Source organism: Pseudomonas sp. 28 E 9, from assembly GCF_900004785.1.
GTDB classification, from domain to species: Bacteria; Pseudomonadota; Gammaproteobacteria; order Pseudomonadales; family Pseudomonadaceae; genus Aquipseudomonas; species Aquipseudomonas orientalis_A.
Genome location: NZ_CVTK01000040.1, coordinates 25,234 through 51,827 on the forward strand (window position 1 = coordinate 25,234; position 26,594 = coordinate 51,827).

At 57.5% G+C, this 26,594-nt stretch carries 24 protein-coding genes; 17 read left to right on the forward strand and 7 right to left on the reverse strand.

Going from position 1 to position 26,594, the window contains the following annotated elements; genetic code table 11:
- Nucleotides 1-10: 10 nt before the first annotated feature.
- Nucleotides 11-724: a GntR family transcriptional regulator gene (locus BFQ00_RS07875; RefSeq protein WP_065888092.1), complete on the forward strand. Its 714-nt coding sequence runs from the start codon at nt 11-13 to the stop codon at nt 722-724.
- A gap of 6 nt (nt 725-730) precedes the next feature.
- Here BFQ00_RS07875 and BFQ00_RS07880 read toward each other — a convergent pair whose 3' ends face one another.
- Nucleotides 731-1,681, reverse strand: coding sequence for a PDR/VanB family oxidoreductase (locus tag BFQ00_RS07880; protein ID WP_065933105.1), 951 nt, complete (start codon nt 1,679-1,681; stop codon nt 731-733).
- 29 nt (nt 1,682-1,710) lie between these two features.
- Entirely contained in the window at nt 1,711-2,772 is a 1,062-nt protein-coding gene (locus BFQ00_RS07885; protein ID WP_065933106.1) for an aromatic ring-hydroxylating oxygenase subunit alpha, read from the reverse strand.
- A gap of 432 nt (nt 2,773-3,204) precedes the next feature.
- Between BFQ00_RS07885 and BFQ00_RS07890 the strand changes: the two genes are divergently transcribed.
- The 6 genes from BFQ00_RS07890 (at nt 3,205) to BFQ00_RS07915 (ending at nt 9,037) form a co-directional block, all read left to right on the forward strand.
- A complete protein-coding gene (locus BFQ00_RS07890; protein ID WP_065933107.1) occupies nt 3,205-3,873 on the forward strand; it encodes a GntR family transcriptional regulator in 669 nt (222 codons plus the stop codon).
- Between the two features lie 76 nt (nt 3,874-3,949).
- Nucleotides 3,950-4,759, forward strand: a complete 810-nt coding sequence (locus BFQ00_RS07895) for an ABC transporter substrate-binding protein (protein ID WP_065888096.1) — start codon at nt 3,950-3,952, stop codon at nt 4,757-4,759.
- A gap of 12 nt (nt 4,760-4,771) precedes the next feature.
- Nucleotides 4,772-5,548, forward strand: coding sequence for an amino acid ABC transporter permease (locus BFQ00_RS07900; RefSeq protein WP_003236553.1), 777 nt, complete (start codon nt 4,772-4,774; stop codon nt 5,546-5,548).
- Between the two features lie 2 nt (nt 5,549-5,550).
- Entirely contained in the window at nt 5,551-6,330 is a 780-nt protein-coding gene (locus BFQ00_RS07905; protein ID WP_065888097.1) for an amino acid ABC transporter ATP-binding protein, read from the forward strand.
- Nucleotides 6,331-6,352: 22 nt separating this feature from the next.
- On the forward strand, nt 6,353-7,963 hold the full coding sequence (locus BFQ00_RS07910) for a gamma-glutamyltransferase family protein (RefSeq protein WP_065933108.1): 1,611 nt from the start codon (nt 6,353-6,355) through the stop codon (nt 7,961-7,963).
- 315 nt (nt 7,964-8,278) lie between these two features.
- A complete protein-coding gene (locus tag BFQ00_RS07915; RefSeq protein ID WP_065888099.1) occupies nt 8,279-9,037 on the forward strand; it encodes an SDR family NAD(P)-dependent oxidoreductase in 759 nt (252 codons plus the stop codon).
- A 130-nt stretch (nt 9,038-9,167) separates the two neighbouring features.
- Here the strand turns inward: BFQ00_RS07915 and BFQ00_RS07920 are convergent, their stop codons facing one another.
- Nucleotides 9,168-10,073, reverse strand: a complete 906-nt coding sequence (locus tag BFQ00_RS07920) for a LysR family transcriptional regulator (protein ID WP_065933109.1) — start codon at nt 10,071-10,073, stop codon at nt 9,168-9,170.
- Nucleotides 10,074-10,169: 96 nt separating this feature from the next.
- Between BFQ00_RS07920 and BFQ00_RS07925 the strand changes: the two genes are divergently transcribed.
- From BFQ00_RS07925 to BFQ00_RS07970, 10 genes are all read left to right on the forward strand, one after another.
- A complete protein-coding gene (locus tag BFQ00_RS07925; RefSeq protein ID WP_065933110.1) occupies nt 10,170-10,961 on the forward strand; it encodes an SDR family NAD(P)-dependent oxidoreductase in 792 nt (263 codons plus the stop codon).
- An 86-nt stretch (nt 10,962-11,047) separates the two neighbouring features.
- Nucleotides 11,048-12,448, forward strand: coding sequence for an aspartate aminotransferase family protein (locus tag BFQ00_RS07930; protein ID WP_065933111.1), 1,401 nt, complete (start codon nt 11,048-11,050; stop codon nt 12,446-12,448).
- 69 nt (nt 12,449-12,517) lie between these two features.
- Nucleotides 12,518-13,885: a glutamine synthetase family protein gene (locus BFQ00_RS07935; RefSeq protein WP_065933112.1), complete on the forward strand. Its 1,368-nt coding sequence runs from the start codon at nt 12,518-12,520 to the stop codon at nt 13,883-13,885.
- A gap of 433 nt (nt 13,886-14,318) precedes the next feature.
- The gene (locus tag BFQ00_RS07940) at nt 14,319-14,636 is read left to right on the forward strand and encodes a helix-turn-helix domain-containing protein (RefSeq protein WP_057008794.1); all 318 of its coding nucleotides are present in this window, start codon (nt 14,319-14,321) and stop codon (nt 14,634-14,636) included.
- Complete coding sequence (locus BFQ00_RS07945) at nt 14,629-15,915, forward strand: type II toxin-antitoxin system HipA family toxin (RefSeq protein ID WP_065933113.1); 1,287 nt, start codon at nt 14,629-14,631, stop codon at nt 15,913-15,915. The genes BFQ00_RS07940 and BFQ00_RS07945 overlap by 8 nt, the downstream gene beginning before the upstream one ends.
- A gap of 540 nt (nt 15,916-16,455) precedes the next feature.
- Entirely contained in the window at nt 16,456-17,901 is a 1,446-nt protein-coding gene (locus BFQ00_RS07950; protein ID WP_065933114.1) for a hypothetical protein, read from the forward strand.
- Entirely contained in the window at nt 17,901-18,707 is an 807-nt protein-coding gene (locus tag BFQ00_RS07955; protein ID WP_065933115.1) for a hypothetical protein, read from the forward strand. Before BFQ00_RS07950 ends, BFQ00_RS07955 begins: the two co-directional genes overlap by 1 nt.
- Nucleotides 18,708-20,198 (forward strand): hypothetical protein, encoded by a 1,491-nt coding sequence (locus BFQ00_RS07960; protein ID WP_065933116.1) that lies wholly within the window; start codon nt 18,708-18,710, stop codon nt 20,196-20,198. It begins immediately after the preceding gene.
- On the forward strand, nt 20,198-21,250 hold the full coding sequence (locus BFQ00_RS07965; protein ID WP_065933117.1) for a hypothetical protein: 1,053 nt from the start codon (nt 20,198-20,200) through the stop codon (nt 21,248-21,250). The genes BFQ00_RS07960 and BFQ00_RS07965 overlap by 1 nt, the downstream gene beginning before the upstream one ends.
- Nucleotides 21,251-21,651: 401 nt before the next feature.
- Entirely contained in the window at nt 21,652-23,034 is a 1,383-nt protein-coding gene (locus BFQ00_RS07970; protein WP_065933118.1) for a hypothetical protein, read from the forward strand.
- A gap of 198 nt (nt 23,035-23,232) precedes the next feature.
- Here the strand turns inward: BFQ00_RS07970 and BFQ00_RS07975 are convergent, their stop codons facing one another.
- From BFQ00_RS07975 to BFQ00_RS07990, 4 genes are all read right to left on the reverse strand, one after another.
- Nucleotides 23,233-24,759, reverse strand: coding sequence for an IS66 family transposase (locus BFQ00_RS07975; protein WP_065933119.1), 1,527 nt, complete (start codon nt 24,757-24,759; stop codon nt 23,233-23,235).
- 49 nt (nt 24,760-24,808) lie between these two features.
- Complete coding sequence (gene tnpB, locus BFQ00_RS07980) at nt 24,809-25,144, reverse strand: IS66 family insertion sequence element accessory protein TnpB (protein WP_065933120.1); 336 nt, start codon at nt 25,142-25,144, stop codon at nt 24,809-24,811.
- Nucleotides 25,141-25,458: an IS66-like element accessory protein TnpA gene (locus BFQ00_RS07985; RefSeq protein ID WP_065933121.1), complete on the reverse strand. Its 318-nt coding sequence runs from the start codon at nt 25,456-25,458 to the stop codon at nt 25,141-25,143. The genes tnpB and BFQ00_RS07985 overlap by 4 nt, the downstream gene beginning before the upstream one ends.
- Before the next feature lie 146 nt (nt 25,459-25,604).
- On the reverse strand, nt 25,605-26,519 hold the full coding sequence (locus tag BFQ00_RS07990) for a LysR family transcriptional regulator (RefSeq protein WP_065888105.1): 915 nt from the start codon (nt 26,517-26,519) through the stop codon (nt 25,605-25,607).
- Nucleotides 26,520-26,594 lie beyond the last annotated feature (75 nt).

Below are 26,594 nucleotides of genomic sequence, written 5' to 3' on the forward strand. Positions count from 1 at the left end.
AGTTGCCTGGATGAGTAAGCCCGGTCAATTGGTGCTGGTTGCACTGCGCAAAATGATTGCCAGCGGGGAGCTGGTGGCGGGGGAGCGCCTGATGGAAATCCCTACGGCGCAACGCTTTGGTGTGTCGCGCATGCCGGTGCGCATGGCGTTCCGTACCCTTGAGCAGGAAGGGCTGCTGGTGCCGTTTGGCGGGCGCGGCTATCAGGTGCGGTCGGTCAGCCCCAGTGACATTGCCGGCGCCGTCGAAGTGCGCGGTGTGCTGGAAGGCCTGGCTGCGCGGCAAGCCGCCGAGCATGGTCTTTCCGATGCGGCGCGTGCGGCGCTGGAGCGCTGCCTGGTGGAAGGCGACCAACTGTTCGATAAAGGCTACGTGACCGAAGATGACCTTGAGGTTTACCACGACCTGAACATGCGCTTTCACCAGGTCATTGTGGAGGGCAGCCACAACCCGGCGATCACGGATGCGCTGGCCCGCAATGATCACCTGCCATTCGCATCGGTGACCGCGCTGGCGGTGGATCGTGAGGACATGGCCCGTGAATACCGGCGCTTCAACTATGCCCACATGCAGCATCACTCGGTGTTCGATGCCCTGGTCAATCGCCAGGGCGCGCGAGCCGAAGCCATCATGCGCGAACACGCCAATGCGACGTTGCGTTATGCCGAGATCTTCAGTTCAGCCACCGCCGACGCGCGCATGAAGGTGATTTTGCCCGCGTCGTGACACGGTTCAGATGTCGAGCACCAACAGTGGGGTTTTCGAGCGTGAGCAGCAGGGCGTGAACTGGTCGTTCAGCGCCTGTTCCTGCTCGGTGAGGAACAGGTCGCGGTGCTCCGGGATGCCGTCCAGCACACGGGTCAGGCAGGTGCCACAGATCCCTTGTTCGCAGGACACGGCAATCTCGATGCCCTGGCTTTCCAGGACCTGGACCACGGTCTTGTCGGCGGGGATCGTGAAGACCTGGCCGCTGCTGCCGAGCTTCACCGCAAAGCTCCCGTCGAGGCTGTTGTCCACTGGCGCCGCCGAGAAGTACTCGCGATGCAGGCAGTTCTCCTGCCAGCCCTGCGCCCGCGCGCTGTCGAGCACGTGTTGCATGAAACCGCCGGGGCCGCAGACATACAGGTGCACATCGTCCGCGGGCGCAGCCAACACCTCGGCTGTCTTGAGGGCCGTGTGGGGCTGCTCATCGAAATGCAGGAACACTCGCTCGGCAAACGGTGACGCCTTGAGCCGCTGTACAAACGCCGCACGCTCACTGGTGCGGGCACAGTAATGCAGGTCGAAGTCGGCACCTGCATGGGCCAGGCGCTCGGCCATGCACAGGATCGGGGTGATGCCGATGCCGCCGGCGAACAGCAGGCTGCGTCGTGCTTCATGGGCCAGGGGGAATAGATTGCGTGGTTCGCTGATCGTCAGGTGGGCGCCCTCGTGTACCTGCTCGTGCAAGCTGCGCGAGCCGCCGCGAGAGGCCGGGTCGTTGAGTACGCCGATCAGATAGCGATGACGCTCCTCGGGGTGATTGCACAGCGAATACTGGCGTACCAGCCCGTCCGGCAGATGCACGTCAATGTGCGCGCCGGCACTGAAGGCGGGCAGCGGCTGGCCATCGACCCTGGCCAGTTCATAGCTGCAAATGTCCTGGGCCTCGTTATTACGGGATACCACCATCACATCGATCATGTTCGGTCCTCGCAGAGTTGTCGCGCCGTTCAGGCGGTGGTGGTCGTGATCAGCTGTGGTTCGAGGGTGCGTTCCCGGGCAATCAGTCGCTCCAGGATTTTGCGCGACTGCACGCCGCCGGCATCGATATTCAACTTGAGCAGGTTGCGTTGCGGGTGGGCCAGCAGGTTCTGCTGCTGACGTTCGAGCATCTCCAGGTCTTCGCTGAAAATCTTCCCCTGGCCTTCGCGAATGCTGGCGGTCAGCGCCTCATCGTGAGGGTTGAAGTTGCGCGCCATGCCCCAGAAATACCAGATCGACGTCTCGGTCTGCGGGGTGATGAAGTCGACCACGATGCTTGCCGCCTTGTGTTCGGGCGCTGCGTGATAGCCACCCTTGCCGGCGTGGGCCACGCCGACTTCGATCAGCACGTGGCTGGGCGGGGTGAAGCGACAGATCTGCCAGCGGTCCACCGGCACATCGTCGGCGAGGTTGTTGCCGCGCAGGGCCATGCGCCAGAACGGCGGAGCCATGATGTTTTCCATGTGCCGGGCGGTGATGACCTGGTCGCCTTCAACCGTGGTGACGGGAGGCGCTTCATCAATTTCCTTTTGGCCGATGCTGGAAGCGTGGACGTAGGTTTCGTGGGTCAGGTCCATCAGGTTGTCGATCATCAGGCGGTAATCGCACTGGATATCAAACAGCCCGCCGCCGTACGCCCACTGGTCACTCACTGCCCATTCCAGGTGATGAATCAGCGTCGGGTCGGCAACCGCCTGATCGCCGGGCCATACCCAGATAAAACCATAGCGTTCAACTGCGGCGAAGGTCTTGTTGCACGGAAAACCACGCACCCGCTGCCCGGGCATTTCGACGGTCCTACCGTCGGCCCCCATGACCAGGCCGTGATAGCCGCACACCAGGTTGCCATTTTCGACATAACCCAGTGAAAGCGGTGCGCCGCGATGGGGGCAGAAGTCCTCGACGGCTACGACGCTGCCTTCCGGGCCACGATAAAACACCATTTTTTCACCGCAGATCTGCCGACCCAAGGGTTTTTGGGCGATTTCATCGGGTGTGCAGGCGACGTACCAAGTGTTTTTGGGGTACATGGCAATTCTCTGGCTGGTTAATTATTTTTTTTTAATGGATCCATTAAATTTCCATAGCTGCCGTGAGTCAATTTATTAATCAGTGGTTTTAAGGATATTTTGGGCGATTATCGATCAGTGAGATTTTACTGGATCCATTGAGAGGGAGGCGTCTGGTGCGCTGATGGCAAAAAAGGTCTGCCAAAAAATACCCTGTGCAGATCATCAGGCGTCACCAGGGCCTCAACGGACATCCGCTACTTTTTTGCGCAGAAATGGAAAGTTGCTGCGTCATTTAGTAGCAAAGCGCTTTACCCGATTTGCGCAATGTTCCCCACCCGAACAGAAGACTTCATTTAAATCAATGAGTAACGTGGTGCGCGAGCTGTTGGCGCGCGTTATGCATTATTGTATTCGTGGATAATTGGATACAAAAATACAAAGAGGCCGCCAATGCAATTTGCCCCCGCTTACGTTGACCGCCAGCCCCTCACTGCCGAGGAGGAGGCCTACAACTTCCTCCTCGACGCCATCTGCGGCGGTCGTTTCCGCAAGGGCGATCGCCTGATCGCCGAGGATATCGCCGGCGAGATTGGCATGAGCCGCATGCCGGTGCGTGAGGCATTCCGCCGCCTGGATGCCCAGGGCCTGGTGACGCTGCGGCCCAATCGCGGTGCCATCGTCAGCGGTCTGGATATTGATGAGCTGCATGAGGTGTTCGAGATGCGCAGCGCACTGGAAGGCCTGGCGGTGCGCGTTGCGGTCAACCGTATCGGTGAGCGCCAGATGGCGGCTCTGGAGCGGCTGCTGGACGAGATGGATGACTACCGCGACGAGAGCGCCGCGTGGGTCCGTCGCCACCGTGCCTTTCACGAATACTTGTGCGGGCTCAGCGGCCGGCCACGCTTGCTGAAGCAGATTTCGGCGTTGTATTCGCTGGTGGAAGCGCCCATGCGCTTGTGGCTGCATCACAGCGAAAAGCCCCTCAGCGCGCGCCAGGAACACGCCGTAATCCTTGACGCGATTCGCACCGGTGACGCCGCCGGTGCCGAAGCTGTGGTACGCGAACACATCGAAAGCACCGTGCCGCTGCTGATTCAATTTCTGCAATTGGAAAAATAAAAGAGGCGGGTCCCAACCCGTCCTTGGTTAGACGTTGATTCCTGCCCCGTTATTTAACGAAGTGGAGTGTCTGGTCATGCATAAACAACACCGCGCCTTGCTGGTGGCTGTAACCCTGGGTCTCTGTACACAATGGGCGAGCGCCGCAGTCCAGGTGCCTGAGCGCCTGAAGGGCGTCGACAAACTCACCTATTGCTCGGGGATGGATTCACCGCCCCTGGTGTCCTTCGACGAATCCCAGAAACCGCGTGGGCTGACCGTCGACCTGGGCCTGGAAATCGCCAAGCGCCTGGGCAATAAAACCGTGCAATGGCGGGTCATTCCGTTTTCCGGCTTGGTGCCGGCGCTGCTTGCCCAGCAGTGCGACATGATCGTCGACCAGTTGTTCGACAAGCCCGAGCGCCGCCAGGTGATCGACATCGTCAACTATATGTACTCCAGCCAGGCGGTGGTGGTGCCCAAGGGCAATCCCAAAGGCATCAAGACCCTGGATGACCTGTCTGCGCACAAGGTGGCGGTGCTCAACGGCTCTACCATCAAGACCCTGCTCGACACCCAGAACGAGAGCCTCGCCAAGGCCGGCAAGCCACCGATGAAACTGGTGGTCTACAACACCGACACCGATGCGTTCCAGGCGCTGCGCATCAGCCAGGTCGACGCCTACGGCACCACCGTGGAAACCGCCGGTTACTACGCGGCGATGGCCCCGGAGCTGTTTCAGGAAGGGGTGCCTGCGTTCAGCCGCATCCTCACCGGCCTGGGCATGCGCAAGGACGACCCGCAACTGACCGCCGCCGTGCAGCAGATCATCAGCGACATGCGCAGCGACGGCAGCTATGTGCAATTGCTCAACAAATGGCATGTCAGCAGCGACACACTCGACTGAGGTTCTACCACGATGAATTTCAATTGGGATGTGTTCTGGCAATACCTGCTGCAGCCCAGTGGGGTCTACCTCACCGGGCTGTGGCTGACGTGCCTGATCAGCGTGCTGGCGATGCTGCTCGGCTGTGCGCTGGGCCTGGCGGCGGCGCTGTTGCGCCTGTCGAAGAACCCGCTGCTGCACCTGCCGGTACGCCTTTATGTGTGGCTGATGCGCGGCACGCCGCTGCTGGTGCAGATCGTGTTTTTGTACACCGCACTGGCAGCGGGCGGGATCTTCCGCTTCGAGGACATCGAGCTGTTCGGGTTGATCATCCCCGGCAATATCCAGGCGGCGATCATCGCCCTGGGCCTGAATGAAGGCGCGTACATGGCCGAAATCATCCGCGCCGGTATCGGCGCGGTGGACAAGGGCCAATACGAAGCCGGGCGTTCCCTGGGCATGGGGTTCGGCAAGCTGATGCGGCGCATTGTGCTGCCCCAGGCGTTTCGGGTGATCGTGCCGCCGCTGGGCAATGAGTTCAATGTGATGCTCAAGAACACCACGCTGGTGAGCGTGATCGGCGTGCAGGAGTTGTTGCTCAGCACGCAGATGGTGACCTCGGCGACGTTTCGCGTGTTCGAGTTGTACCTGGTCGTCGCGATTTACTTCCTGACGTTGACCACGCTGTGGGGCTTTTTCCAACGCTGGCTCGAAAACCGTTTCGGCCAGTCCGATCGACCTTCGGCGCCACCTCCTGCCGCCAGCCGCATGTTCGGTCGCAGCACCCTGAAACTGCTGAGGGGACGTTAACCATGGCGCACCAAAGTGAAGAGCTGATCATTGACGCACAGGATATCCAGAAGTCGTTCGGCGAGTTGCAGATCCTCAAGGGCATCTCCCTGCAAGTGCGGCGCGGCGAAGTGGTAGTGCTGATCGGCGCCTCCGGCTCCGGCAAGACCACCTTTATCCGCTGCATCAACCTGCTGGAAGACATCCAGGGCGGGCGCATTCGCGTCAACGGCCGCGCCATGGGCTATCGCGAACGCGCCGATGGCAGCCTGGTGCGCGATTCAGAGCGCAACATCGCCCGTCAGCGCCGCGACATCGGCATGGTGTTCCAGCGCTTCAACCTGTTCCCGCACATGACTGCATTGGAAAACATCATCGAAGCACCGATCCAGGTGCTTGGTGTGCCGCGTGCCCAGGCGCTGGAACAGGCGCGGGGCTTGCTGGCGCGGGTCGGCCTGGCGGACAAGGCCAGCCACTATCCGTCGATGCTCTCCGGGGGCCAGCAGCAACGGGTGGCGATTGCCCGTGCACTGGCGATGAAACCCCAGGCGATGCTGTTCGACGAACCCACCAGCGCCCTCGACCCGGAAACCGTCGGCGAAGTGCTGCAGGTAATGAAGGAGTTGGCCGAGGAGGGCATGACCATGGTGGTGGTCACCCACGAAATGGGCTTTGCCCGTGAAGTGGCCGACCGCGTGGTGGTGCTCGATCAGGGTGAATTGATCGAACAAGGGCCGCCGGAGCAGATTTTCAGCCGTCCCAGCCATCCGCGTACCCGAGCGTTTCTCAGCCGCGTGTTATGACCTTTTTTGAAGAGCCTTTGCCATGTTGAAATTTTCCGCTCACGAATACCCCTATTCCTCGCAACGCCAGAGCGTGTTCGCGCGTCGAGGCATGGTCGCCGCCTCGCAACCGCTGGCATCTCAGGCCGGCATCGAAATCATGCAGAAGGGCGGTAACGCCATTGATGCCGCCATCGCCACTGCCGCCGCGCTGACGGTGGTCGAGCCCACCGGTTGTGGCCTCGGCGGCGATGCCTTTGCACTGGTGTGGTGCAAGGGGCAGTTGCATGGCCTGAACGGCAACGGCCATGCGCCGGCCGCCTTGAGTATCGAGGCGGTCAAGGCGGCGGGGCATCAACAGATGCCGCTGTACGGCTGGACCTCGGTGACGGTGCCCGGTTGCCCGTCGGCGTGGGCCGAGTTGTCCAAGCGCTTCGGTAAATTGCCGTTTGCCGATTTGCTGCAGCCGGCCATCAGCCTGGCGCGCGACGGTTTCCCGTTGTCGCCGGTGGTTGCCCATCAATGGCAGATCTCCTTGAACGAATTCAGCCCGCACCGCGATGACGTGCTGCAAGCCTGGTTCGACACCTTCCTGATCGACGGGCGCGCGCCCAAGGCGGGGGAGATTTTCCGCAACCCGGCCCAGGCCCGTACCCTGGAAGAACTCGCCGCCACCGGCTGCGAAAGCCTGTATCGCGGCGCTCTGGCCGAGCGCCTGGATGCGCATTCGCGCGCCGGCGGTGGTTACCTGCGCGCCAGCGACCTCAAGGATTACCGCGCGCAGTGGGTGGAGCCGATCCACATCAATTACCGGGGCGTGGATGTTTGGGAAATCCCGCCGAGCGGCCAGGGCCTGGTTGCACTGATGGCGCTGAAGATCCTTGAAGGCTTCAACTTCGATCACCGCGACAGCCAGCAGACCTGGCATCGCCAGTTGGAAGCCATGAAGCTGGCCTACAGCGACGGCCTGCATCACATCACCGACCCTGAGCACATGCGCGTGGCAGTGGCCGACCTGCTCAGCGACGACTACAGCAGCCGTCGCCGTGGCCAGATCGGCGAGCAGGCCCAGCCACCCAAGCCCGGCGATCCCCATGCCAGCGGCACGGTGTACCTGGCGACCGCCGACGCCGAAGGCAATATGGTTTCGTTCATCCAGAGCAACTACCACGGCTTCGGCTCCGGCGTGGTGCTGCCCGACAGCGGCATCGCCCTGCAGAACCGCGGGCAGGAATTCAGCCTTGATGAGTCCCACTCCAATTGCCTGGCACCCGGCAAGAAAACCTTCCACACCATCATCCCGGGTTTTCTCAGCAAGGACGGCGAGGCCCTTGGCCCGTTCGGCGTGATGGGCGGCTACATGCAGCCCCAGGGTCATGTGCAGATGGTGATGAACCTGGTGGACTTCGGCCTCAACCCCCAGGCGGCCCTCGACGCACCGCGCTGGCAATGGCTGGGCGATATGAAGGTCGGCATCGAACACGGTGCGTCCCGCGACCTGGTCAATGCGCTGGCGCGGCGCGGGCACAAGGTGCAGACCGACAGCGACCTGACCGACTACGGGCGTGGGCAGATCATCCTGCGTGACCCGGCCACCGGCGTATTGTGCGGTGGCACGGAGCCACGAGCGGATTCGCATATCGCGGTTTGGTGAGCGGCATCCTTGCTCGTACAACGCGTCCTGAAGAGCCAGCGTCCATGACCAGAGGAGGGTCTTTATCACCTCGACGGTAAATACCCTGCGATTGTCAATTTTTCTGATATTAATCGTCTTTTTTTCTCAGATAAAAGCGCCTAAATTCCAGCTCCACAACGACCAAACCTGGCGAATATGATGCAAACCAGCTATCGGCTGGATTACGTGGCGATTGTCAGTCGGGGCGGGTGGAAGTTACTTGGTCGAGAACAAGGCTCCTTGAGTCCGGATGCACCCCACATGTTCTTGAACTCTACCTTGGCAGGAGGTTACATGGCCCCTCGAACTGTACTGATCACTGGCGCAGCAGGTGGTGTTGGTCGTGCGCTGGTTGAGCGTTTTTTAAATGAAGACTTCAAGGTTTTCGCGACAGATCTGGACGCGAAAAAGCTTGCAGACTTACAGATTGAATATCAGGTGTCAGGCATTTTTTGCGGTGATATCCGCCAACCCGCTGTGTGTGCTGCGGCCGTTAATGCAGCCCTTATGGCGATGGGCCGGCTGGATGTATTGATCAACGCTGCGGGAGTATGGCGCGAAGGTCCGGTTGAAGAGTTTACCGAAGAGGATTTCGATCTTGTTCTGGACGTGAACCTGAAGGCTACGTTCTTCATGTGCTCAGCCGCTATTCCCCATCTGAAATTATCAGAGGGTTCGATCCTGAATATTTCAAGCGATGCCGGCCGGCAAGGCAATCGAAACGCCGCAGCTTATTGCGCAAGCAAGGGCGGCGTGACCCTGCTGACAAAAACCCTGGCATTGGACCTGGCACCCTTTGGCGTGCGCTGCAACGCTATTTCTCCAGGTGATATCGAAACCCCAATGCTCAAATTTCAAGCCACTCAATATGGGCAGGGAAACCCTCAGGCCTACTATCAGGATCTGTTGGACAAGTACCCCCAAGGTGCCCGTGCCCGATTTATCCAGCCGGAAGAAGTTGCCGGGCTGGCGTTTTTCCTGTCCCAACCCGGTGCGCGATCCATCACTGGTGCGGACATGGCGATTGATTGCGGCGTCTCCGCTGGAAACTGACAGTTGCTCATTGATGCCGATCTTTAACAAGAGGTTATGAACATAGCGGACAGTGGAATTGATGAGTCGGCGGTGGCTGTTTTTACTGCGAATGGGCACCGCCGCCAGCCTCAATGTGCACTTTTACTCATCAAACACGGCGAGGCTCGCCCTGTGCAATTTCGCGTATCAGGCTCAGGTAACGAAGCGCGCCCAGTCCCAGGGGCCGGTTTTTTACCCAGATGATATCGACCCAAAGCCGCATCTGACTCGGCATGTAGTCAAACACCACCTCCGTCAATGCGCCTGACGTGATGAGAGGGTGTACCAGCGATTTTGGAAGATAAGCCCAACCCAATCCCTGCTGCACCAGGTCCAGCGTGGCCAGATAATTGTCGCTGTGCCAAATCCGCCGCGACAGCACAACACGTGGGTCAGAATCTGCAGGTCCTCCTGTAGCGACGATGATCTGCCGAACGTTGACCAGTTGCTCCTCACTCAAGGGGCTTTTCTTGCCGGCGGCCGCAGGGTGATCTGGAGCAGCAACCGCGATTAACAGCTGGCTCCCCGCCTCAAGAAATGTCTCGCGCTCGTCAAGCCCTGGTCGTTCGAACCCAAGCGCCAATTGCACACGCCCTTCATGGAGCATGCGCATAGCCTCCGGATGGGACGCGGAGCGAATCTCGATTTCAAGCGTGGGGAACTCCCTGGCGATAATGGAGAGCGGACGATTCCAGATGCCTGTTTGCAACTCCGGCGCCATCGCAAGGACCAAGCGCTCTTCCAACCCCTGATGAAGCTGCAGCGCATGGGCGTCCAGCAGGTTCAGCTGGCTGGCGACCTGTCGTGCCTGGGGCTCAAGTGCTTTGGCGGCGGCCGTAGGAATGGCTTTGCGGGTTGATCGGTCAAAAAGCAACAAGTCCAGCTCGGCTTCAAGCTGCGACACCGCCATGTTGATGGCCGAGGGCACCCGGCCTAACTTTCGCGCCGCCGCCGAAAAGGATCCGCTGTCGATGACCGAGAGGAAAATTTTAAGTGACTCACTGGTAAACGCCATAGGGGTTGTCAGATTTTCTGATGATGATCGTCTTTATGTATCAGGTTTATTCGCCTAGTTTCTAGTCTCTTTCAAATTAAATACGTGGGGCACACCATGTTGGGTCAAGAATTGAGGGGGCATGTGGCACTTGTCAGCGGTGCCGGGAGTGAATCCGGGATCGGTATGGCTATTGCTCGCAGACTCGGTGCATCCGGGGCGAAGTTGATCATCACTGCCAGTAGCAACCGCATTGCGGACCGGGTTGAAGAGCTGCGCCTTGAAGGCTTTGAAGTTGAAGGTCGGCCAACTGATCTTACCGATGAAAGTCAGGTGCGTGACTTCAGCCTATGGGCAGAGTCGGTTTGGGGGCGGGTCGATATTCTGGTGAACAATGCCGGTATGTCCATGCACGGCAGCCCCGAGATTTTCTCGGAATTGGCGACGATGGAACTGCATGACTGGAACCTTTCGCTGGCCCGAAACCTGACCACTGCCTTTCTGCTGACCCGAGCCGTGTTACCCGGTATGAAGGCGAGAAGTTACGGGCGCATTGTCAATATCAGTTCCACCACGGGCACCCTGGGGAGCAATCCGGGGGAAGCCGCTTATAGCGCCGCCAAGGCAGCGATGGTGGGCATGAACATGGGGCTTGCGCTTGAAGTCGCCAGGCAGGGGATTACCGTCAACAGCGTGGCCCCCGGTTGGATCACCACGGGCTCAACCACGCCCGTTGAGGCCGAGGCAGGGCGCTTCACCCCGATAGGGCGCGCAGGCAGCCCCCGCGAAGTGGCGGCGGCGGTTGCCTTCCTGGCATCGCCTGACGCCAGTTACATCACAGGGGAAGTCCTTGTGGTGGATGGCGGTAACTGTCTGGTCGAGAACAAAGCCCCTCACGGCGATTATTAAGTTTGAATGAGTTCTTTGAGCCGTATCCGGCTGTCATTCAGCAACGGACTTTTAATTAATTTGATAATTAACATGGGGTATTGATCATGTCGAAAAGTGGAATTAGTGAATCAGCAATTGCTGCTTTTACCGCCTCCGAGCGTGCCCGTTTTATAGAAAGGAACCCAACTTCACTGGCGCTGGCCGAGCGCGCCAAAGCGAATCTGTTCAACGGTGTGCCCATGCACTGGATGAGCGATTGGTCGATGCCTTCGCCGCTTTTCGTCCAGCGCGCCAAAGGGGCACGCTTCACCGATGTTGACGGTCATGAATACATCGACTTTTGCCTGGGCGACACCGGCACCATGTTTGGCCATTCACCTGATCCTGTCGCTCGCGCCATCGCCGAGCAGGCCAATAATGGCTTGACCACGATGCTGCCTGGCGAAGACGCGGTGGTCTGCGGCGAGTTGCTGGCTGAGCGATTCGGGCTGCCTTACTGGCAGGTGACCGCCACTGCGACGGACGCCAACCGTTATGTGTTGCGCTGGGCGCGCGCGATGACCAAACGCAACGTCTTGCTGGTGTTCGACGGCTGCTATCACGGTACCGTGGATGACGTCATGGTGCGCTGCCGCGACGGCAAAACAGTGCCCCGTGCAGGTCTTGTAGGCCAGGCCTACGACTTGACTCAATACAGTCGATCCATCCCCTTCAACGATGTCGACGCACTGGAGGCTGCTTTAGGCCAGGGCGATGTGTGCGCGCTGATGTGCGAGCCGGCGATGACGAACATAGGCATGGTGCTGCCCGATCCGGGGTTCATGCAGAAGTGCCGAGAGTTGACCCTCAAATACGGCAGCCTGTTGGTCATTGATGAGACCCACACTATTTCCACAGGCCTGGGTGGATGCACCCGCCAATGGGAGTTGAAACCCGACTTTTTCGTGGTGGGTAAACCCATCGCGGGGGGCATACCTTGCGCGGTGTTTGGCGTGACCGAGCAGGTTGCCCTGGCCATGCGCGACGTGCAGAAAACGGTCAGTGAAGAGAGTAGCGGGCATGGCCACAGCGGTATGGGAACCACGCTGTCCGCCAACTCGCTGGCGATGCGTTGCATGCGCGTCAGCCTCGAAGAGGTCATGACAGAGTCCGCCTACCAACATATGTTGCCTCTTGCCTCGGGATTGGCTCAGGGACTTCGGTACTTGTTCAAGCAGCACCTACTGAACTGGTCGGTCACAGAATTGGGGGCCCGTTGTGAGTTTCAATTCTGTGCCACCTCGCCCAGGACCGGTGCGCAAGCCGAGGCGGCTTTTCATGACAGCCTTCAAATGGCGCTGCACCTGTACCTGATCAATCGCGGCATCCTGATCACGCCTTTTCACAACATGACCCTGTGCTGTCCGCAAACAAGCCATGCGGATGTCGACAGGCTGATCGAGGCGCTGGATAACGCGTTGACGACGTTGCTTGCTCTCCCTGGCGCGCGGGTTATCGCTTCATAACGGCACGTCTGAAAACGCCATTGTTCTTAAATACTGCCAGTCGCTTGAATGAGCGCCAAGAGGTTTGACATGCAATTTGCGGATAAAAAAGAGGCCTTGGATTATCTGGCCGCCCACCCTGAAGTGCTGAGCATCGAGTTGTTCCTGATCGACGCGAATGGCGTTCCACGGGGCAAACTGTTGCATCGTAATGAGCTGCTGGCGATCTACGACACTGGGCGGCCGCTGCCAAGTTCCATTCTTGCCCTGACCGTGCAGGGTGAGGACGTGGACGACACTGGCCTGGTCTGGGATGTCGCTGACGCTGATTGCTGGAGCTACCCCTTGCCGGGAAGCCTGACCGTGCAACCCTGGCGCACCCATCCCACCGGTCAAGTGCAGGTCAGCATGCACCCAACCCAAGGTATTCCCGCCGCACCGGCGGACCCGCGTCATGTGCTGGTGAACACCATCGAGCGGCTCAAAGCCGATGGCTTCCATCCGGTCATGGCCGTGGAATTGGAGTTCTACCTGCTGGACCAACAGCGCGACGTCAACGGGCGACCGCAGCCGGCGCAGCAAACCAATGGCGTACGTCCGGTGGCTCCGCAGGTGTATGGCGTATACGAACTCGAGCAGGTTCAACCGTTTCTTGATGACCTCTACGCAGCGTGCGCGCTGCAAGGGTTACCGGTGCGCACGGCGATCTCCGAGTATGCGCCGGGCCAGCTCGAGTTGACGCTGGAGCATCGTTTCGACGCACTCCAGGCCATTGATGAAGGCGTACGTTACAAACGCCTGGTCAAGGGTGTGGCCAACAAACACGGGCTGCAAGCGTGTTTCATGGCCAAGCCATTCAGCGACCAGGCCGGCAGCGGTCTGCACCTGCACGTCAGCCTGGCCGACGAGCAGGGCAACAACCTGTATGCGAGCGAAGACCCACAGGGTACGCCGCTGTTGCGTCACTCCATTGGCGGGATGATGGCAACCTTGTTCGACTCTCTGGCGATATTTTGCCCCCATGCCAACTCCTACCGCAGGTTCCAGACCGGCAGTTACGCGCCGCTGGCCAAAAGCTGGGGCGTCAACAACCGTACGGTGTCGTTCCGCGTGCCCGGTGGCCCCGCGATCAGTCGGCACATCGAACACCGCATTTGCGGTGCCGATGCCAACCCCTATCTCGCCGCTGCCGCGTTACTGGCGGGCATTCACCACGGCATCACGCATCAGAGCGATCCTGGCGAGGCGATTGTGGGCAATGGCTATGAACAGGCGACCGATTTTCTACCCACCGACTGGCTGACAGCGTTGCAGGCACTGCAACGTTCAACCTGGGCACGCGAGGCGCTGGGCGCTGAGTTCCTGAAGGTGTTCCTGGCGATCAAGTGGCGCGAGTTCCGTCAATTCAATGCTGAAGTCGGAGAACAGGACTGGCGCTGGTACCTCACTCACGCATAAAGGTTGGCCCGTCAGCGTGTCTTGAAATGGATGGCTGGAGAGTCGCTGACGACTGAGATGCGTACAGCACATCACTAGCCGCATAGCCTTTCAGACGAACCCTAAAGACTCTCAGGGTCCCCAAAGAACCTTTTGACTTGGCTCTGGGACGGCGGTTTCAGGTCGAGAAATTTTTAGCTTGCCCCCATTTTTGCCCCCAACGCTCACCGGGCTCAGGCGGAAGGCAAGCCTTCATCCAAAATACGGTTCTGAGCAGGCCCCAATAGTTCTCCCGGCCCTTTGGCTTTATGGTAGATAAGTCCAGTAAATTGTGGCTAAAGCTGGAAATTAGGCGATAAGGCACAGATTTAGTGAATTAAGTCGCTTGATGGGGCTATGCGTTAATTCTATAATTTTGGGAACTAACTGGCACAGAATGGGCTAGGTACACACTATGTTGGATTTAAGCTTCAGCAAGCCGAGCGAAGTCGTCAAGCGCCTCTGCGATCGCTTGCGCACAGAGCGCTTGGCGCTGGACATGACACAAGCCGACTTGGCCGGACGTGCCGGCATCGGCACAAACACGGTGTCCAACCTTGAAGCAGGGCGCAATGTCGGATTCGAGAACGTCGTTCGTGTGGCGATGGCTCTTGGTCGAACCAAGGAACTTGAAGGCCTGTTCCTGCCAAAGCTGGACAGCATCGAGGATATTCGGCGCTACGAAAACAGCGCCAATCGTCTCCGTTCAAAGAGGAAGTCCGGCAATGCTTGAGCAGGTGAACGTCTTCTACGAGGGCTGGGGTGAGCGATGGCAATGGGGGACGCTGGTCTCCACCACCGCCTTGACCGGTCGCCCGCTGATCGTGTTCGAGTACAGCAATGAAGCCAGGCAAAGGGGCTTGGAACTGTCCTCCTACACGCTCCCGTTGGTGGGGGCTCGGTTGCGCCAGGATTTTCCAGACCACCAACTGTACTTGCCAGGGCCTGTTTACGACTCCTTGCCCGATGGGTGGGGCATGTTACTGATGGACCGTATGTTCAGGCGCCGCGGACTCACCACGGCGCGCATCGGCTCACTGGAACGGCTAGCCTACATCGGTAGCAATGCAATGGGGGCCATAACGTTTGAGCCCGTGGCACCAGAAGGGCAGGAGTCTGAAGTCCATATCCCGCTGGAGCAGCTTGCCGCCCAAGTGCAGGAAGTGCTCCATGGAGACGGTGGCGAGTTCCTGCAGACGTTGCTGCTGGTGGGTGGCTCGCCTCAAGGTGCAAGGCCTAAGGCCCTCGTCTATCGCGATCCGGAAACTGGCCGTTTTACCACTGCCGTTACGGCGGGCTTCGAAGCTTGGTTGGTCAAGTTCCCGGCGAAAGAAGAGCATGCCGAGGTGTGCGCTATCGAAATGGTCTACGCCGAGTGCCTGCGCATGTGCGGCATCGAGACCCCTGACACGCAGTACTTCAGTCTGCCTAATGGGTTGGCAGCGTTTGCCAGTAAGCGATTTGACCGTCGGGATGGTCTGCGCGTACCCATGCAAAGCCTGGCGGCCTTTACGGGGGCAAATTACCGGTCTCCGGGGGTGTTGGACTACGTCAACTTCTTGCGGGCAACACAGATGTGTACCAACGACGTGCGAGAGATGGCGGTGGCCTTCGAACGTGCCGTCTTCAATGTCGCGTTCAACAACAGAGACGATCATCCCAAGAACTTTGCCTACATCATGTCGCAAGACGGTCAGTGGAGACTGTCGCCGGCTTACGACGTGACCTTCTGCGAGGGGCCAAGTGGATATCACCAGATGGATGTGATGGGGGAAGCCCTGTCGATTTCCCGCACGCAAATGCTTCGGCTTGCCGAGGAAGCCGAGGTGCCCCTGGACGTTGCCGGCAGAATGATTGACGGCATTTGCGATGTGGCGAGCCGGTTTGCAAGCATCGCCGAGAACCTATGCCCACAGGTTATTACTCAAGACACCTTGCGCACGATCCAAGGCCGCATCGATCAGAACGTAGCTCTGTTACACAGCGGTCATGCGGGGAGCGGTCGCCGCTGAAGATCGGGATGAGCGGGCGACTCTCATAATCAATGCAGCCGTGTGCCTCAAGCACGTAGGGCCCTGTGCCGCCGAACACGTGGGTGTTGCCGGATGACCAAGGCTTGGTATTGATTTGAGCCTTAAACTCACCTGATTGAGTTGGGATATCGCCTGGTACACAGTGAGCGTCGCCGCTACCGTTGACGCTTCATTCCTTGGCAAACACCAGCTCTGATCCGAAGTCACGAATGTTGAATCGGGAGCGAACCTCAAACACGCCTTTGCGACATAGTATGTTCCTGCATCTTTGGGTAGCCACGCTAGGGTGGGTATCCCAATGTGCCAATCAGCGGCGCTGACCATTTGTCCAAAATAATACAATTCTGTACTGACTTGTTGCCCTTATCTGTGCGCATTGGCATTATTTAGCCATCACTCGATGCCGGCGCAGGGATGGCCGCGACACGCTGCCTATTTCTGTGCGCTTAATTTGGCGCCAGCCTAGTGCTCATCTATCTCTGCATACCCCCCAATGTCTAACCTTTTGCGGTTCTATAAATGAGTTTCTTTCGAAAGCTCTTGGCTTTCATTGTCCAACTATTCAGTCGGAAGGATGAGCCTGATAGCGATGTGTTACCGATAATTGATCCTGAGAAAATCCAGAAAGAGCTGCGCGTCGTTGAGCTGGCGCGGCTTCGCGGAGCTGCCGGAGTCCCCTCCAGTACTGCGACGCAGCTTTCAGATGTCGAGCACAGCATTCGGGGAAAGTTGGGCGGAATGCGTGAACAGATACTCAAGTACGGTGAGCGATCCCTAAAAAGCGCCGACAATCGCTTGGACTCCATTGACGTGACCCGCGACATCAAACGCACTATCGCACTTGGCGAGGAGTTTGAGCGAAACGCCGATCAGGACATTTCCAAAATGGATGGCGAGTTGACGGAGCTTCAGCAAGCCGCCGAAGACAAGGCCCATGCGCTCGAAACTTTTCGTGAGCAAAACAAGTTGCAGCACAGGACTGCTGATGCTGCTGATGGGGATGCCAAATGGAAGAGCGGTGGCTTGCTGTTTGCGATGACGGTGGCCGAAGGCTTTGGAAACGCCTTTTTGTTTTCTGAGGGTATGGCCAGCGGATATGTGGGTGGGTTTGTCACCGCATTAATGCTGTCAGCGTTCAACGTGTTCGTATGCTTCTTTCTGGGCAGAGCCAGCGCCTATAAAAACCATGTCAAACCGTCCCGGATGTTCGCAGGCTATTTTGCGTTCAGTGCGGCTGTTCTCAGCATGGTCACTGTTGGCTTAGGAACTGCCTATTTCCGTTTTGTCCTGCCTCAACTTGAAGATGAATCGCAATCAGCTGTCGAGTTGATTCGTGCTTATTTACATGATTCGATCCTTCCATTTCAGGACATCAGCTCATGCGGCTTATTTGCGCTGACGGTCATTTTTGGAGTGGCAGCAGTCTATAAGGGCTACACCTGGACTGATCGTTATCCAGGGTACGCGAGAGTTTACCTGGCTTACGAAGACGCTCAACGCCGCTATGTCTTTGCTATTGAGGCGCTGCGGCATGTGCTGGAACAGCGCAAGCTTGAATCCCTGCTCCTGATCGATCAGAACGTTGATCGTGCAGCGGCAGCCATCCAGAATTTCAAGCGCAGCATGAGCCAGAAAACGGTCATCAAGAAAGTCGTGGATGAGCGGATGGTACTGGCCGACGAAACGCTCACTAACCTGGTCCGTAAGTATCGGATTGAAAACGAAATGGCCCGCCCTCGCGATAATCCGCCGCCGGCCTATTTCGACGAGCCGGTGACATTTGTTGAGGTCACCATGCCTGACTTCGGCACCGAGAAGGATGAGATCAAGCTCGCTGAGCAGGAACGCTTAATGAGCGAAATGATCGCCAACCTGGAGACGATAAGGGCGAGAATTCAATCGTCGTTTAATCAGAAATACGATCAAGTACAGCCGCTGCAGCAAATCGTCTTAGGGAGAGCATGATGGCAATTTATGCCCAGAAAAAAGGGCTTTCCGGTAAAACTCTCGGGTTGCTGGTTGGTGGTGTCGCTGCAGCTGCGGCTGCCTTGATGTTTTATTTCAATGCCACGCGTGAAACCCTCGATAAGGAGACGCTTTGCCCGTCCACAGGTCCCAAAGGGCAATACGTGGTGCTTATTGATAACACCTCACCTTTCCCGTTTACTCAGAAAATCGCTTTAGGCCAACGGCTTAAAACGATGGTCAATGAGGAACTCCCCGAAGGCTACCTGCTCTCCGTTTTTCTTCTCGGTGAAGATTTTAAGAGCAATGAGAAGCCGTTATTTGAGCGCTGCAATCCTGGTCAGTGGAAGGACAGGAATCAGCAGATGAGCAACAAGAAATTTGTCGAGCGCGACTTCAACCAGAAATTCGTAAAGCCGTTTGACGACATCGTGCACAAAATCTCGCTCGAAGAACGCAGCAAAAACTCCCCCATTTTCCAGATGCTGCAGCTAGTTGGCATCAATGGGTTTGAGCGCGCGCATGTGTCGGGTGAGCGAAGGCTGGTGATTTACTCTGACATGCTGGCGAACATGCCGGAGTTCAGCATGTATAAGGCCAACCTGCCGCCGTACGCGGATTTTCGTAAGACCGCTTATGGGCAAAATGCAGTGGCACCGGGGCTGCAAGGTAGCAGTGTAGCCATCAACCTGCTGGCAGCTGATCAGAAAGCCCTACAGAACACCAAGCTCTCCATGTTCTGGGAGCAATACTTTCAAGATAACGGCGTATCTGTGGAAGGTTTTTCCCGGGTCGAGGGGCTATAAGTGGACGTCAATAAATCGATCAAGCGCGTCAGCACCTACTTTGCGCTCGCGGTGCTGCTGAAAATCAGTTTGTCCGTCGCCAGCCTGAAGTTAAATGACCCCTTTTGGCTAGGGTTGGTCTTTCCTCTGGCGGTAATGATTGCATATTGGATTGTCGGCTATCTCGTTCGAGAAAAATGGGACAAGCAACTCACCGTAGCTAAGTTTGCCGATTCGGTTTACTACTTGGGCTTCTTGTTCACTGTCGCCAGCATCATTATCTGCTTGCTCGACATTGAGAGCATGGGTGACAACCTTAATGGTATGGCAACGCGATTCGGTGCCGCGATGGTTAGTACCGCGTTGGGTATGCTGGCGCGGATTATTCACACAGGGTTTCGTATCGACGCTAATGATGCGGTCCGAAGTGTCGAAGAACGTGCGATTCACGCGGCCGAAAACCTGGCTATCTCCTTTGACAACACGTTTCAACAGCTTGAAGTCTTCCGGGACAAGGTAGACGTCGCTTCTCGCGAAGCAGTGCAGAGTGTGAAGGAGCAGGTCAAGGCACTTTACGAACACAACATCAGTGCCACCGACGCTTACTTTGCCAATGCTACGCAGCAGAGCAATAAAGCCTTTGCTCTGATACTTGAAAACACCCGGCAATCCAGCGACAACTTGTTGAGCACGATCAATGAGCTGACCGAAAAGAGCGCGATTACGCTACGGCAGATGGAAGATAACGCATTGGATTTTGGCACGATTGCACGTGATCGTGTGGAGCAAATGATCTTTCCTGATGACCTGTTCACCCGCAAACTGGGTGGTTCAATCGAAACATTGGCAGGCACAACGGACAGCGTGAATGAAGGCGTTGCCTCCTTGGCAGAAGATGTTAAAACCGCCACGCGCCAAGTCACCACCGCCATTCGTAGCTTGAATGCTAAGACTCAAACACTCGATGAGAACCTGATAGCCGTCGGTGCCATTGTGACGAGCCAGGAGCGCCTGGTGGATTCGATGAGACTACAGAGCAAAGAGGTGATGGAAAGTGTTGAGCGCGTACAGAAAGAGTACCTGGACTCGCTGGACGACCAGCAAGTGGATTACCTCAACGAAATCAAGGCTCGTCAGCAATCGGTGGAACGCATTGCAGATAAACTGGATGCTTTGAATATCCGTATTGAAAGCGCCGATACTGTAGAGCGCCTGGGCAGGGACATCGCCGATGCTCTGAAAGGTGTGCGCGAAGTCAGTCAAACCAATCGGGAGATTTTGGCGGAGAGTCTTGAGCAGAGTTTGGCGCCGCTGGTTCGGGCTCTGGTTGAAAGTAACGAGAAACACCAGGGGGTTGCAGCGAGAATGGAGGAGAGCAATCGTTCAGTCCAAGCCGCCCACAGCCAGTTGGATGCGCTGATTAACAAGATTGATGATCTCACTGCGGTAGAGCAGGGCTCATCCACTCACTACGTTGAGCCAGAGAGCCTGGCTGAAGCGAGATCCGCCTGATGAGCGGAAAGAATGATCAAGTGTTTCAGCTCTCGCTTACCGAGATATTTATCATCGTCTGCTTCATATTGCTGCTGCTGATGGGGTACCAGATTTTTAAGTTAACCCATAAAAATCAGGCGTTGAATGAAAAAATGTCGGCCTTCCAGGATCTGGATGTACGTGAGAATGCAGTCAAAAAGGCGGCCGAGGCACTGAAAGCGCGGATGACTGCGTTAGGCGTGCGTAAGCCCGATGAGATCATCAGCAAGCTGGTGGACGCATCGAAAGCAACTGCAGAGCTGGATCGCTTGAAAGTACTCATGACCCAAAAAGATAAGGAGCTGACTGCACTCGCGGCAATCGAAAAAGCCTTGATAGAGGTTGCTGGGCAGAAAAAAGGCGCCGACGCCAAACAGCTCATTTTAGAAACGATGATGTCGTTTGAGCAGCTAAAAAAGCTGGTCGTCGATCCTGCTGATGAAAGCGGCGTACAGCCTACGGATGTGGTGAAACGCGTCGCGGCGCTCAAGGCTCAGGACGACATGCTAGCGGCTGCATTCGGGACAAGCGCCGACCAAACGAAGGACCAGCTCCAAGAGGCGATCGAGCACGCCGTTGCCATCGCACAGGCGGAAAAAAGCGGTACAAGTCCAATTGAATTACAGAAAGCCAATAAAGACTTACGAGGCCAGGTTCAGTTCTTGCAGAACCGCTTGAATAAGGGCCGGGGTGGTGACCTTCCGCCGTGTTGGGTGAATGAAGTCACCGGTAAAGCGGAGATGTTTCTCACAGTAAAACTGAGTGAAAACAATCTCTCATTCGAACCCGCATGGCCGCCAGCGCGTCAGCAGGATGCGATGGCGTTGCCAGGTATTACAGAACTGATGGCCAATACCACGCGTACGTACGAAAGCTTTACTCAAGCGGCCAAGCCGGTGTCCGATTTGGGCACACAAAAAGAGTGCAAGTACTACGTGCGATTGGTGAGCCAGATTCAAGATGCGGTTACCTCTGATCGGCGCCGACTTATGGTTGAGAATTTGTTTTACAAGGTTGAAGTCAGGCGATAGGGGCGTGTTGGCGAAGTAAGGGGGGGGCGTCCGCGCAGGTATCTACGTAGACGTTACCTGAGCAAACGGTAAATACGCCTACTGAACGCCAGAATTAAGGTCGATGGTGTCCGCCTGTTTTAGACCTGGGGGCATCCTTTTCAAACCATCCATAGCATGCCCTCAGATATGCCCCCAAATGTAGCAATTCTCTGGCGGTGGATGGTTCTCCATGGTCTATGAAAAGTAAGCGTCCGCCGAAGTCACCTTGCACGACTCAGGTAGCGGCGTAGCCAGGCACCCCACATCCGACATACTCTTGAAAAGTGGCAGGGCTATGTAAGGGCTGGCCGGAAGTAACTCCGGAGGGTGATGCACAGACGCAGCCTGATGATCGTTAATTGCGGAGCATAAAATAATAAATGCGCGTTGAGTTCAACATGAAGACAAAGAAGCTGTTGGCGCAGCGCGCGGGGTATCTGTGTTCGCATTATGACTGCTTACGGCCGACGATCGCTCCAGCGAAAAACCAAAAGGGGGAGGATGGTGCCGTTGGCACCGGTGTAGCAGCTCATATCTATGCTGCGTCTGAGTTGGGGCCACGCCCACCAGTGGGCATGACAGAGGCTCAGATCAAAGCTTTGTCCAACGGGACTTGGATGTGTAAACAGTGCAGTACACAAATTGACGATTTCCGCTGGAACTACCCTCCAGAGCGGGTCTTGGAAATGAAGCGCGTGCGTGAGTTCGCGCAGGTCACGTCAGCCACTCAAAGTGACGCCGCATACCTTGTTGGTTGGATGGGCGTGAAGCGACTTGATCTTATCATCCGAGCTCATTTACCGGATTTAGACCCAGAGAAAATCAGGCTGGCCATCCTAAAAATGGGAAAGAAATTTGTTGGCGATAATCTAGTGACTGATGGGGCGCTGCTGCTGGCGCCATCAAGCGAATTCACGAAGTCAGCGCTGCTAGAAATGATCAAGGAAGCAGAGCATGAGATATGGCGTGGGCCTTCAATTCCAAATATTGGGATTGAGCATCGCTGGGCGATCGAAATTGCACGTGAGTTCAACAAAGATTTTTATGATGCAGGGAATTACGACGCTTTCAATTGGAGCGATGGCCAGGTTTGCCTTCGTGCACGCTGCCCGAAAACGGGACAGCTTTCAGATGCGATCTATCATGCCCAAGCGGACATTCGTTGTAAGCACAATCCGTTTCTTCGTGAGGGAGACGAGATTTTTCTGCACGTAGCTTCTCGCTGCGGCGCCGAATGGAAGTTCGGATTGATCACCAAACCGGGGGACGCTCATGTCAGCAGCCAGCTGACATTGGAGAGGTTCACGCTGCCGACGATTACGGACGGTCTTAACCAGTCTCGGCAGGAATTTGAAGGCTACGCTGGCTGGATTGATGCACTGGTGGTAGGGTTCACGCCAGTGGGCCAAATTGGCTTGCGGCCGACTGACTACCCGAGGGAAAACAATCTGCACTCAGGCATTTTTCATATTGAAATGAGGGCTCAACCTCACAGATTGCAAGCTGCTGCTGAACTCTGTGCGAGGGTAAGATTTGCCTATGATTTGGCCGACAAATTCGACACTTCTGTAGCTTTGAACACGCATCTATTTGAATCCGGCCTTACCCTTGATTCGCTGCGCGAGGCTACAAAGCATCTGATGGTTGAAAATCCAGGAAGAGATTTTATAAGTGATCCGTTGTTCGCTTTCCCAGACGGGGTTTGGGGCTTATATCTGCGCAAAACTAGGGCTGGTCTAGCGGTGGTCAAGCAGCGACTCTAAACCGCGAATTAGCAATCGTGTTCTCAGCCTCTCCTGCCGAGCAGGATGCCCACAGCAAAGAAAACACGCATCTTCCCGGCACTCAAACTCACCTAAATCGATGCGCCTATCAGGGTAGCCAACGCTACTGATAATCAGGGGGTAGACGACGTCAGCGCATAAAGTACGTAAGCGTATGGGGAATACGCCTTGCGTAGATCAGCCAGGCATCCACTGATGCGGCAGTAGATGCTCGATCTCACTATCTTTCTGCGTCGGCAATCGCGTCAGTACATCCTTGAGATACGCGTACGGATCATGCCCGTTCATGCGTGCCGACTGGATCAAACTCATGATCGCTGCCGCTCGTTTGCCACTGCGCAGAGACCCGGCGAACAACCAATTGGAGCGCCCAAGTGCCCATGGCCTGATCGTGTTCTCCACCGGGTTGTTGTCGATGGGTACGGCACCATCATCCAGGTAGCGCGTCAGCGCTACCCAGCGTTTCAAGCTGTAATCCAGAGCCTTGGACGTGGCCGAGCCCTCGGGCACGAGGTCGCGCTGAGCCAGCATCCACTCATGTAACTTCTGTGCAATGGGCGCCGCTATTTCTTGGCGTAATCGCCATCGTTCTTCATCGCTCATGTCTTTGGCCTGCCGTTCGACTTCGTACAGCCCGCCGATTGAGTGCAGCGCTTGTTCGGCCAACTGGCTTTTGTTCGCTACATGCAGGTCGAAGAACTTACGGCGGGCATGCGCCATGCAGCCGATTTCGGTGATGCCCAGGTCGAAGCTGGCCTTGTAACCCGCGAAGTCATCACAGACCAGCTTGCCGTTCCAGGTGCCCAGGAAGTTGCGCGCATGTTCGCCGGCGCGGCTGGGGCTGAAGTCGTAGACCACCGCCTTGAGGGCCGAGTACGGCGTCGTGCAATAAGCCCAGACATAAGCTCGATGCGTTTTCTTCTCTCCGGGCGCCAGCATCTGCACCGGCGTTTCATGGGCATGCACGACTCGCTGAGCCAGCACCGCTTCGCGCAGTGCATCCACCAGCGGTTGTAGTTGTACGCCAGTTTGGCCCACCCACTGAGCCAGCGTTGAACGCGGGATCGCCAGGCCTGCACGGCCAAAGATCTTTTCCTGCCGGTACAGCGGCAGATGATCAGCGAATTTGGCTACCATCACATGCGCCAGTAGGCCCGCGGTCGGGATGCCCTTGTCGATCACTTGGGCCGGCACCGGTGCTTGGATCAGTGTTTCGCACTGGCGGCAGGCCCACTTTCCACGTACATGCTGCTCAACGGTAAACACGCCAGGTGTGTAATCCAGCTTCTCGCTGACGTCTTCGCCGATGCGCTGAAGCTGGCACCCGCAGACACACTGGGTGTTCTCTGGCTCATGACGAATGACGGTGCGTGGGAACTGCGGCGGCAGCGGCGCGCGCTTGGGCTTTTGGCGGGTTTCGTCCGACGTTGGGGCGGGACGAAGCGCGTTCAGTTCTGCCTCGATAGCCTCAAGGTCGGTGTTGAGCAAGTCATCCAGCAAGCTGCCTTGCGCTGGGCTGATCTGCTCGCTGCGCTTGACGAACTTGTGGCGCTTGAGGATGGCAATCTCGTGAGAGAGCTGCTCGATGATCGTCTCGTCACGATGGATTTTTCGGCCCATGGTGTCGACCTTCGACAGCAACTGCGCAGCGAGTGCGCGCAGTTGTTCGGGTGTCATTTGGTCGAGATTGGGCGAGGAAGTCATGCCGTGGATTTTACCAAAGCGATCCACCTGCCACAGCTGAAAAGCAAGGCTAAATCACTGTGATTGCGCCGTTAGCGCCAACTCGCTGCCATGGCGAACCGAGCACCAGCGCTTGAAGTTGTTCAGCGTCGAGCCCGACTTCCAAGCCGCGATGAGTGCCAGGCCAGTGAAACTTGCCTTGGTTCAAACGCCTCGCGGCAAGCCAGATGCCCACGCCATCGTGCACCAGCACCTTCATCCGGTTGGCCCGGCGGTTGGCGAACAGATAAGCGCAGTGCGGCTTCGCCGCACCTAACACAGCGACCACGCGGTCCAACGCAGTTTCGGTGCCGGCGCGCATGTCCATGGGCTCGGTGGCTAGCCAGATGGCGTCGATGCGTATCATTGCGAGAGGCTGCGGATAAAACGTGCGCACCCGTCCGGGTCGGAGATGGGCCATTTGACCGTGATGGATTTGTCGCCCAGCGGCAGTGCGATGACCACGGCTTCATCAGCGTGCCGTTTAGGCATCGGTTGCAGCGGTACAAACGCGGGAAGTGGCGCGACGGGTTTATCACGGTAAATCGGCAGCCACTTGCGAATCACGTTGGCATTGATGCCGTGGCTGATCGCGACGCTGGAAACTGAGGCACCGGGTTTCAGGCATTTCTGCACGACCTGGGCCTTGAAGGGTTTGGGATAGGAGCTTCGTTGGCGCATGGAAATCCTGGCGATAAGAGTGATCGCGTCCGCTTAAAAATAGGCGGACACTATCGCCCTTAATTCCGGATTTCTGAAGGTGTGTTCGCTGGCCGCTTACTATGAAAAGGCAGAAATGATCAGATAAACAGCCCGCCAGACGGCCTCTATAGACTCTCAGGGTCGCCAAAAAACATCTGAATCCGCGACCTCAACCACCGCTCCCCCGGATCATTATCCTGCGACCCGCGCCAGGCCATGTGCAGTTCGAACGAGCGCACCGGCAGCGGCGGGTCTTCGGCGCGCAGGCCGCCGGCCGAGGTCAGTGCCTCGGCGGCGTAATCCGGTACGGTGGCGAGGATATCGGTGCCTGCCAGTAACGTCCCCAGGCCGTTGAATTGCGGAACGGCCAGCACTACGTGGCGTTTGCGCCCGAGTTTTTCCAGTTCTTCATCGATAAACCCGCTCAGGTCACCGGCGAACGACACCAGGGCATGGGGTCTTGCGCAGAAGTCGTCCAGGCTCAATGAGCCGGGCACGCTGTCGGCGCGCAGCAGTTTCGGCAGGCTGCGGCGCAGGACCTTGCGCTTGGCGTTGGCCGGCAGGTCGGCGGTGTAGCTGACGCCGATGGAGATTTCGCCTGAAGCGAGCAAGCCGGGCATGAGGATGTAGTTGACGCGACGCACCACCAGCACGATGCCGGGCGCTTCGGCGCGCAGGCGTTTGAGCAGTTGTGGCAGCAGGGCGAATTCCACGTCGTCGGACAGGCCAATGCGGAAGACCGCAGTGCTGGTGGCCGGGTCGAACTCGGCGGCGCGGCTGACGGCGGTGGAGATCGAGTCCAGCGCCGGGGAGAGCAGGGCGAAGATTTCCACCGCGCGGGCGGTCGGCTCCATGCTGCGCCCGGTGCGTACGAACAGCGGGTCGTCAAACAGCCCGCGCAGGCGTGACAAGGCGGCGCTGATGGCCGGCTGGCCGAGAAACAGTTTCTCGGCGGCGCGGGTCACACTGCGCTCATGCATCAAGGTTTCGAATACGATCAAGAGGTTAAGGTCGACACGACGCAGGTCGTTACGGTTCATCTTGTGTCCTGGAAGGGTCAGCGAACTTGACGAGAGCGGCCATATCAAGAACCTCCAAGGTTCCACTCTGAAGCA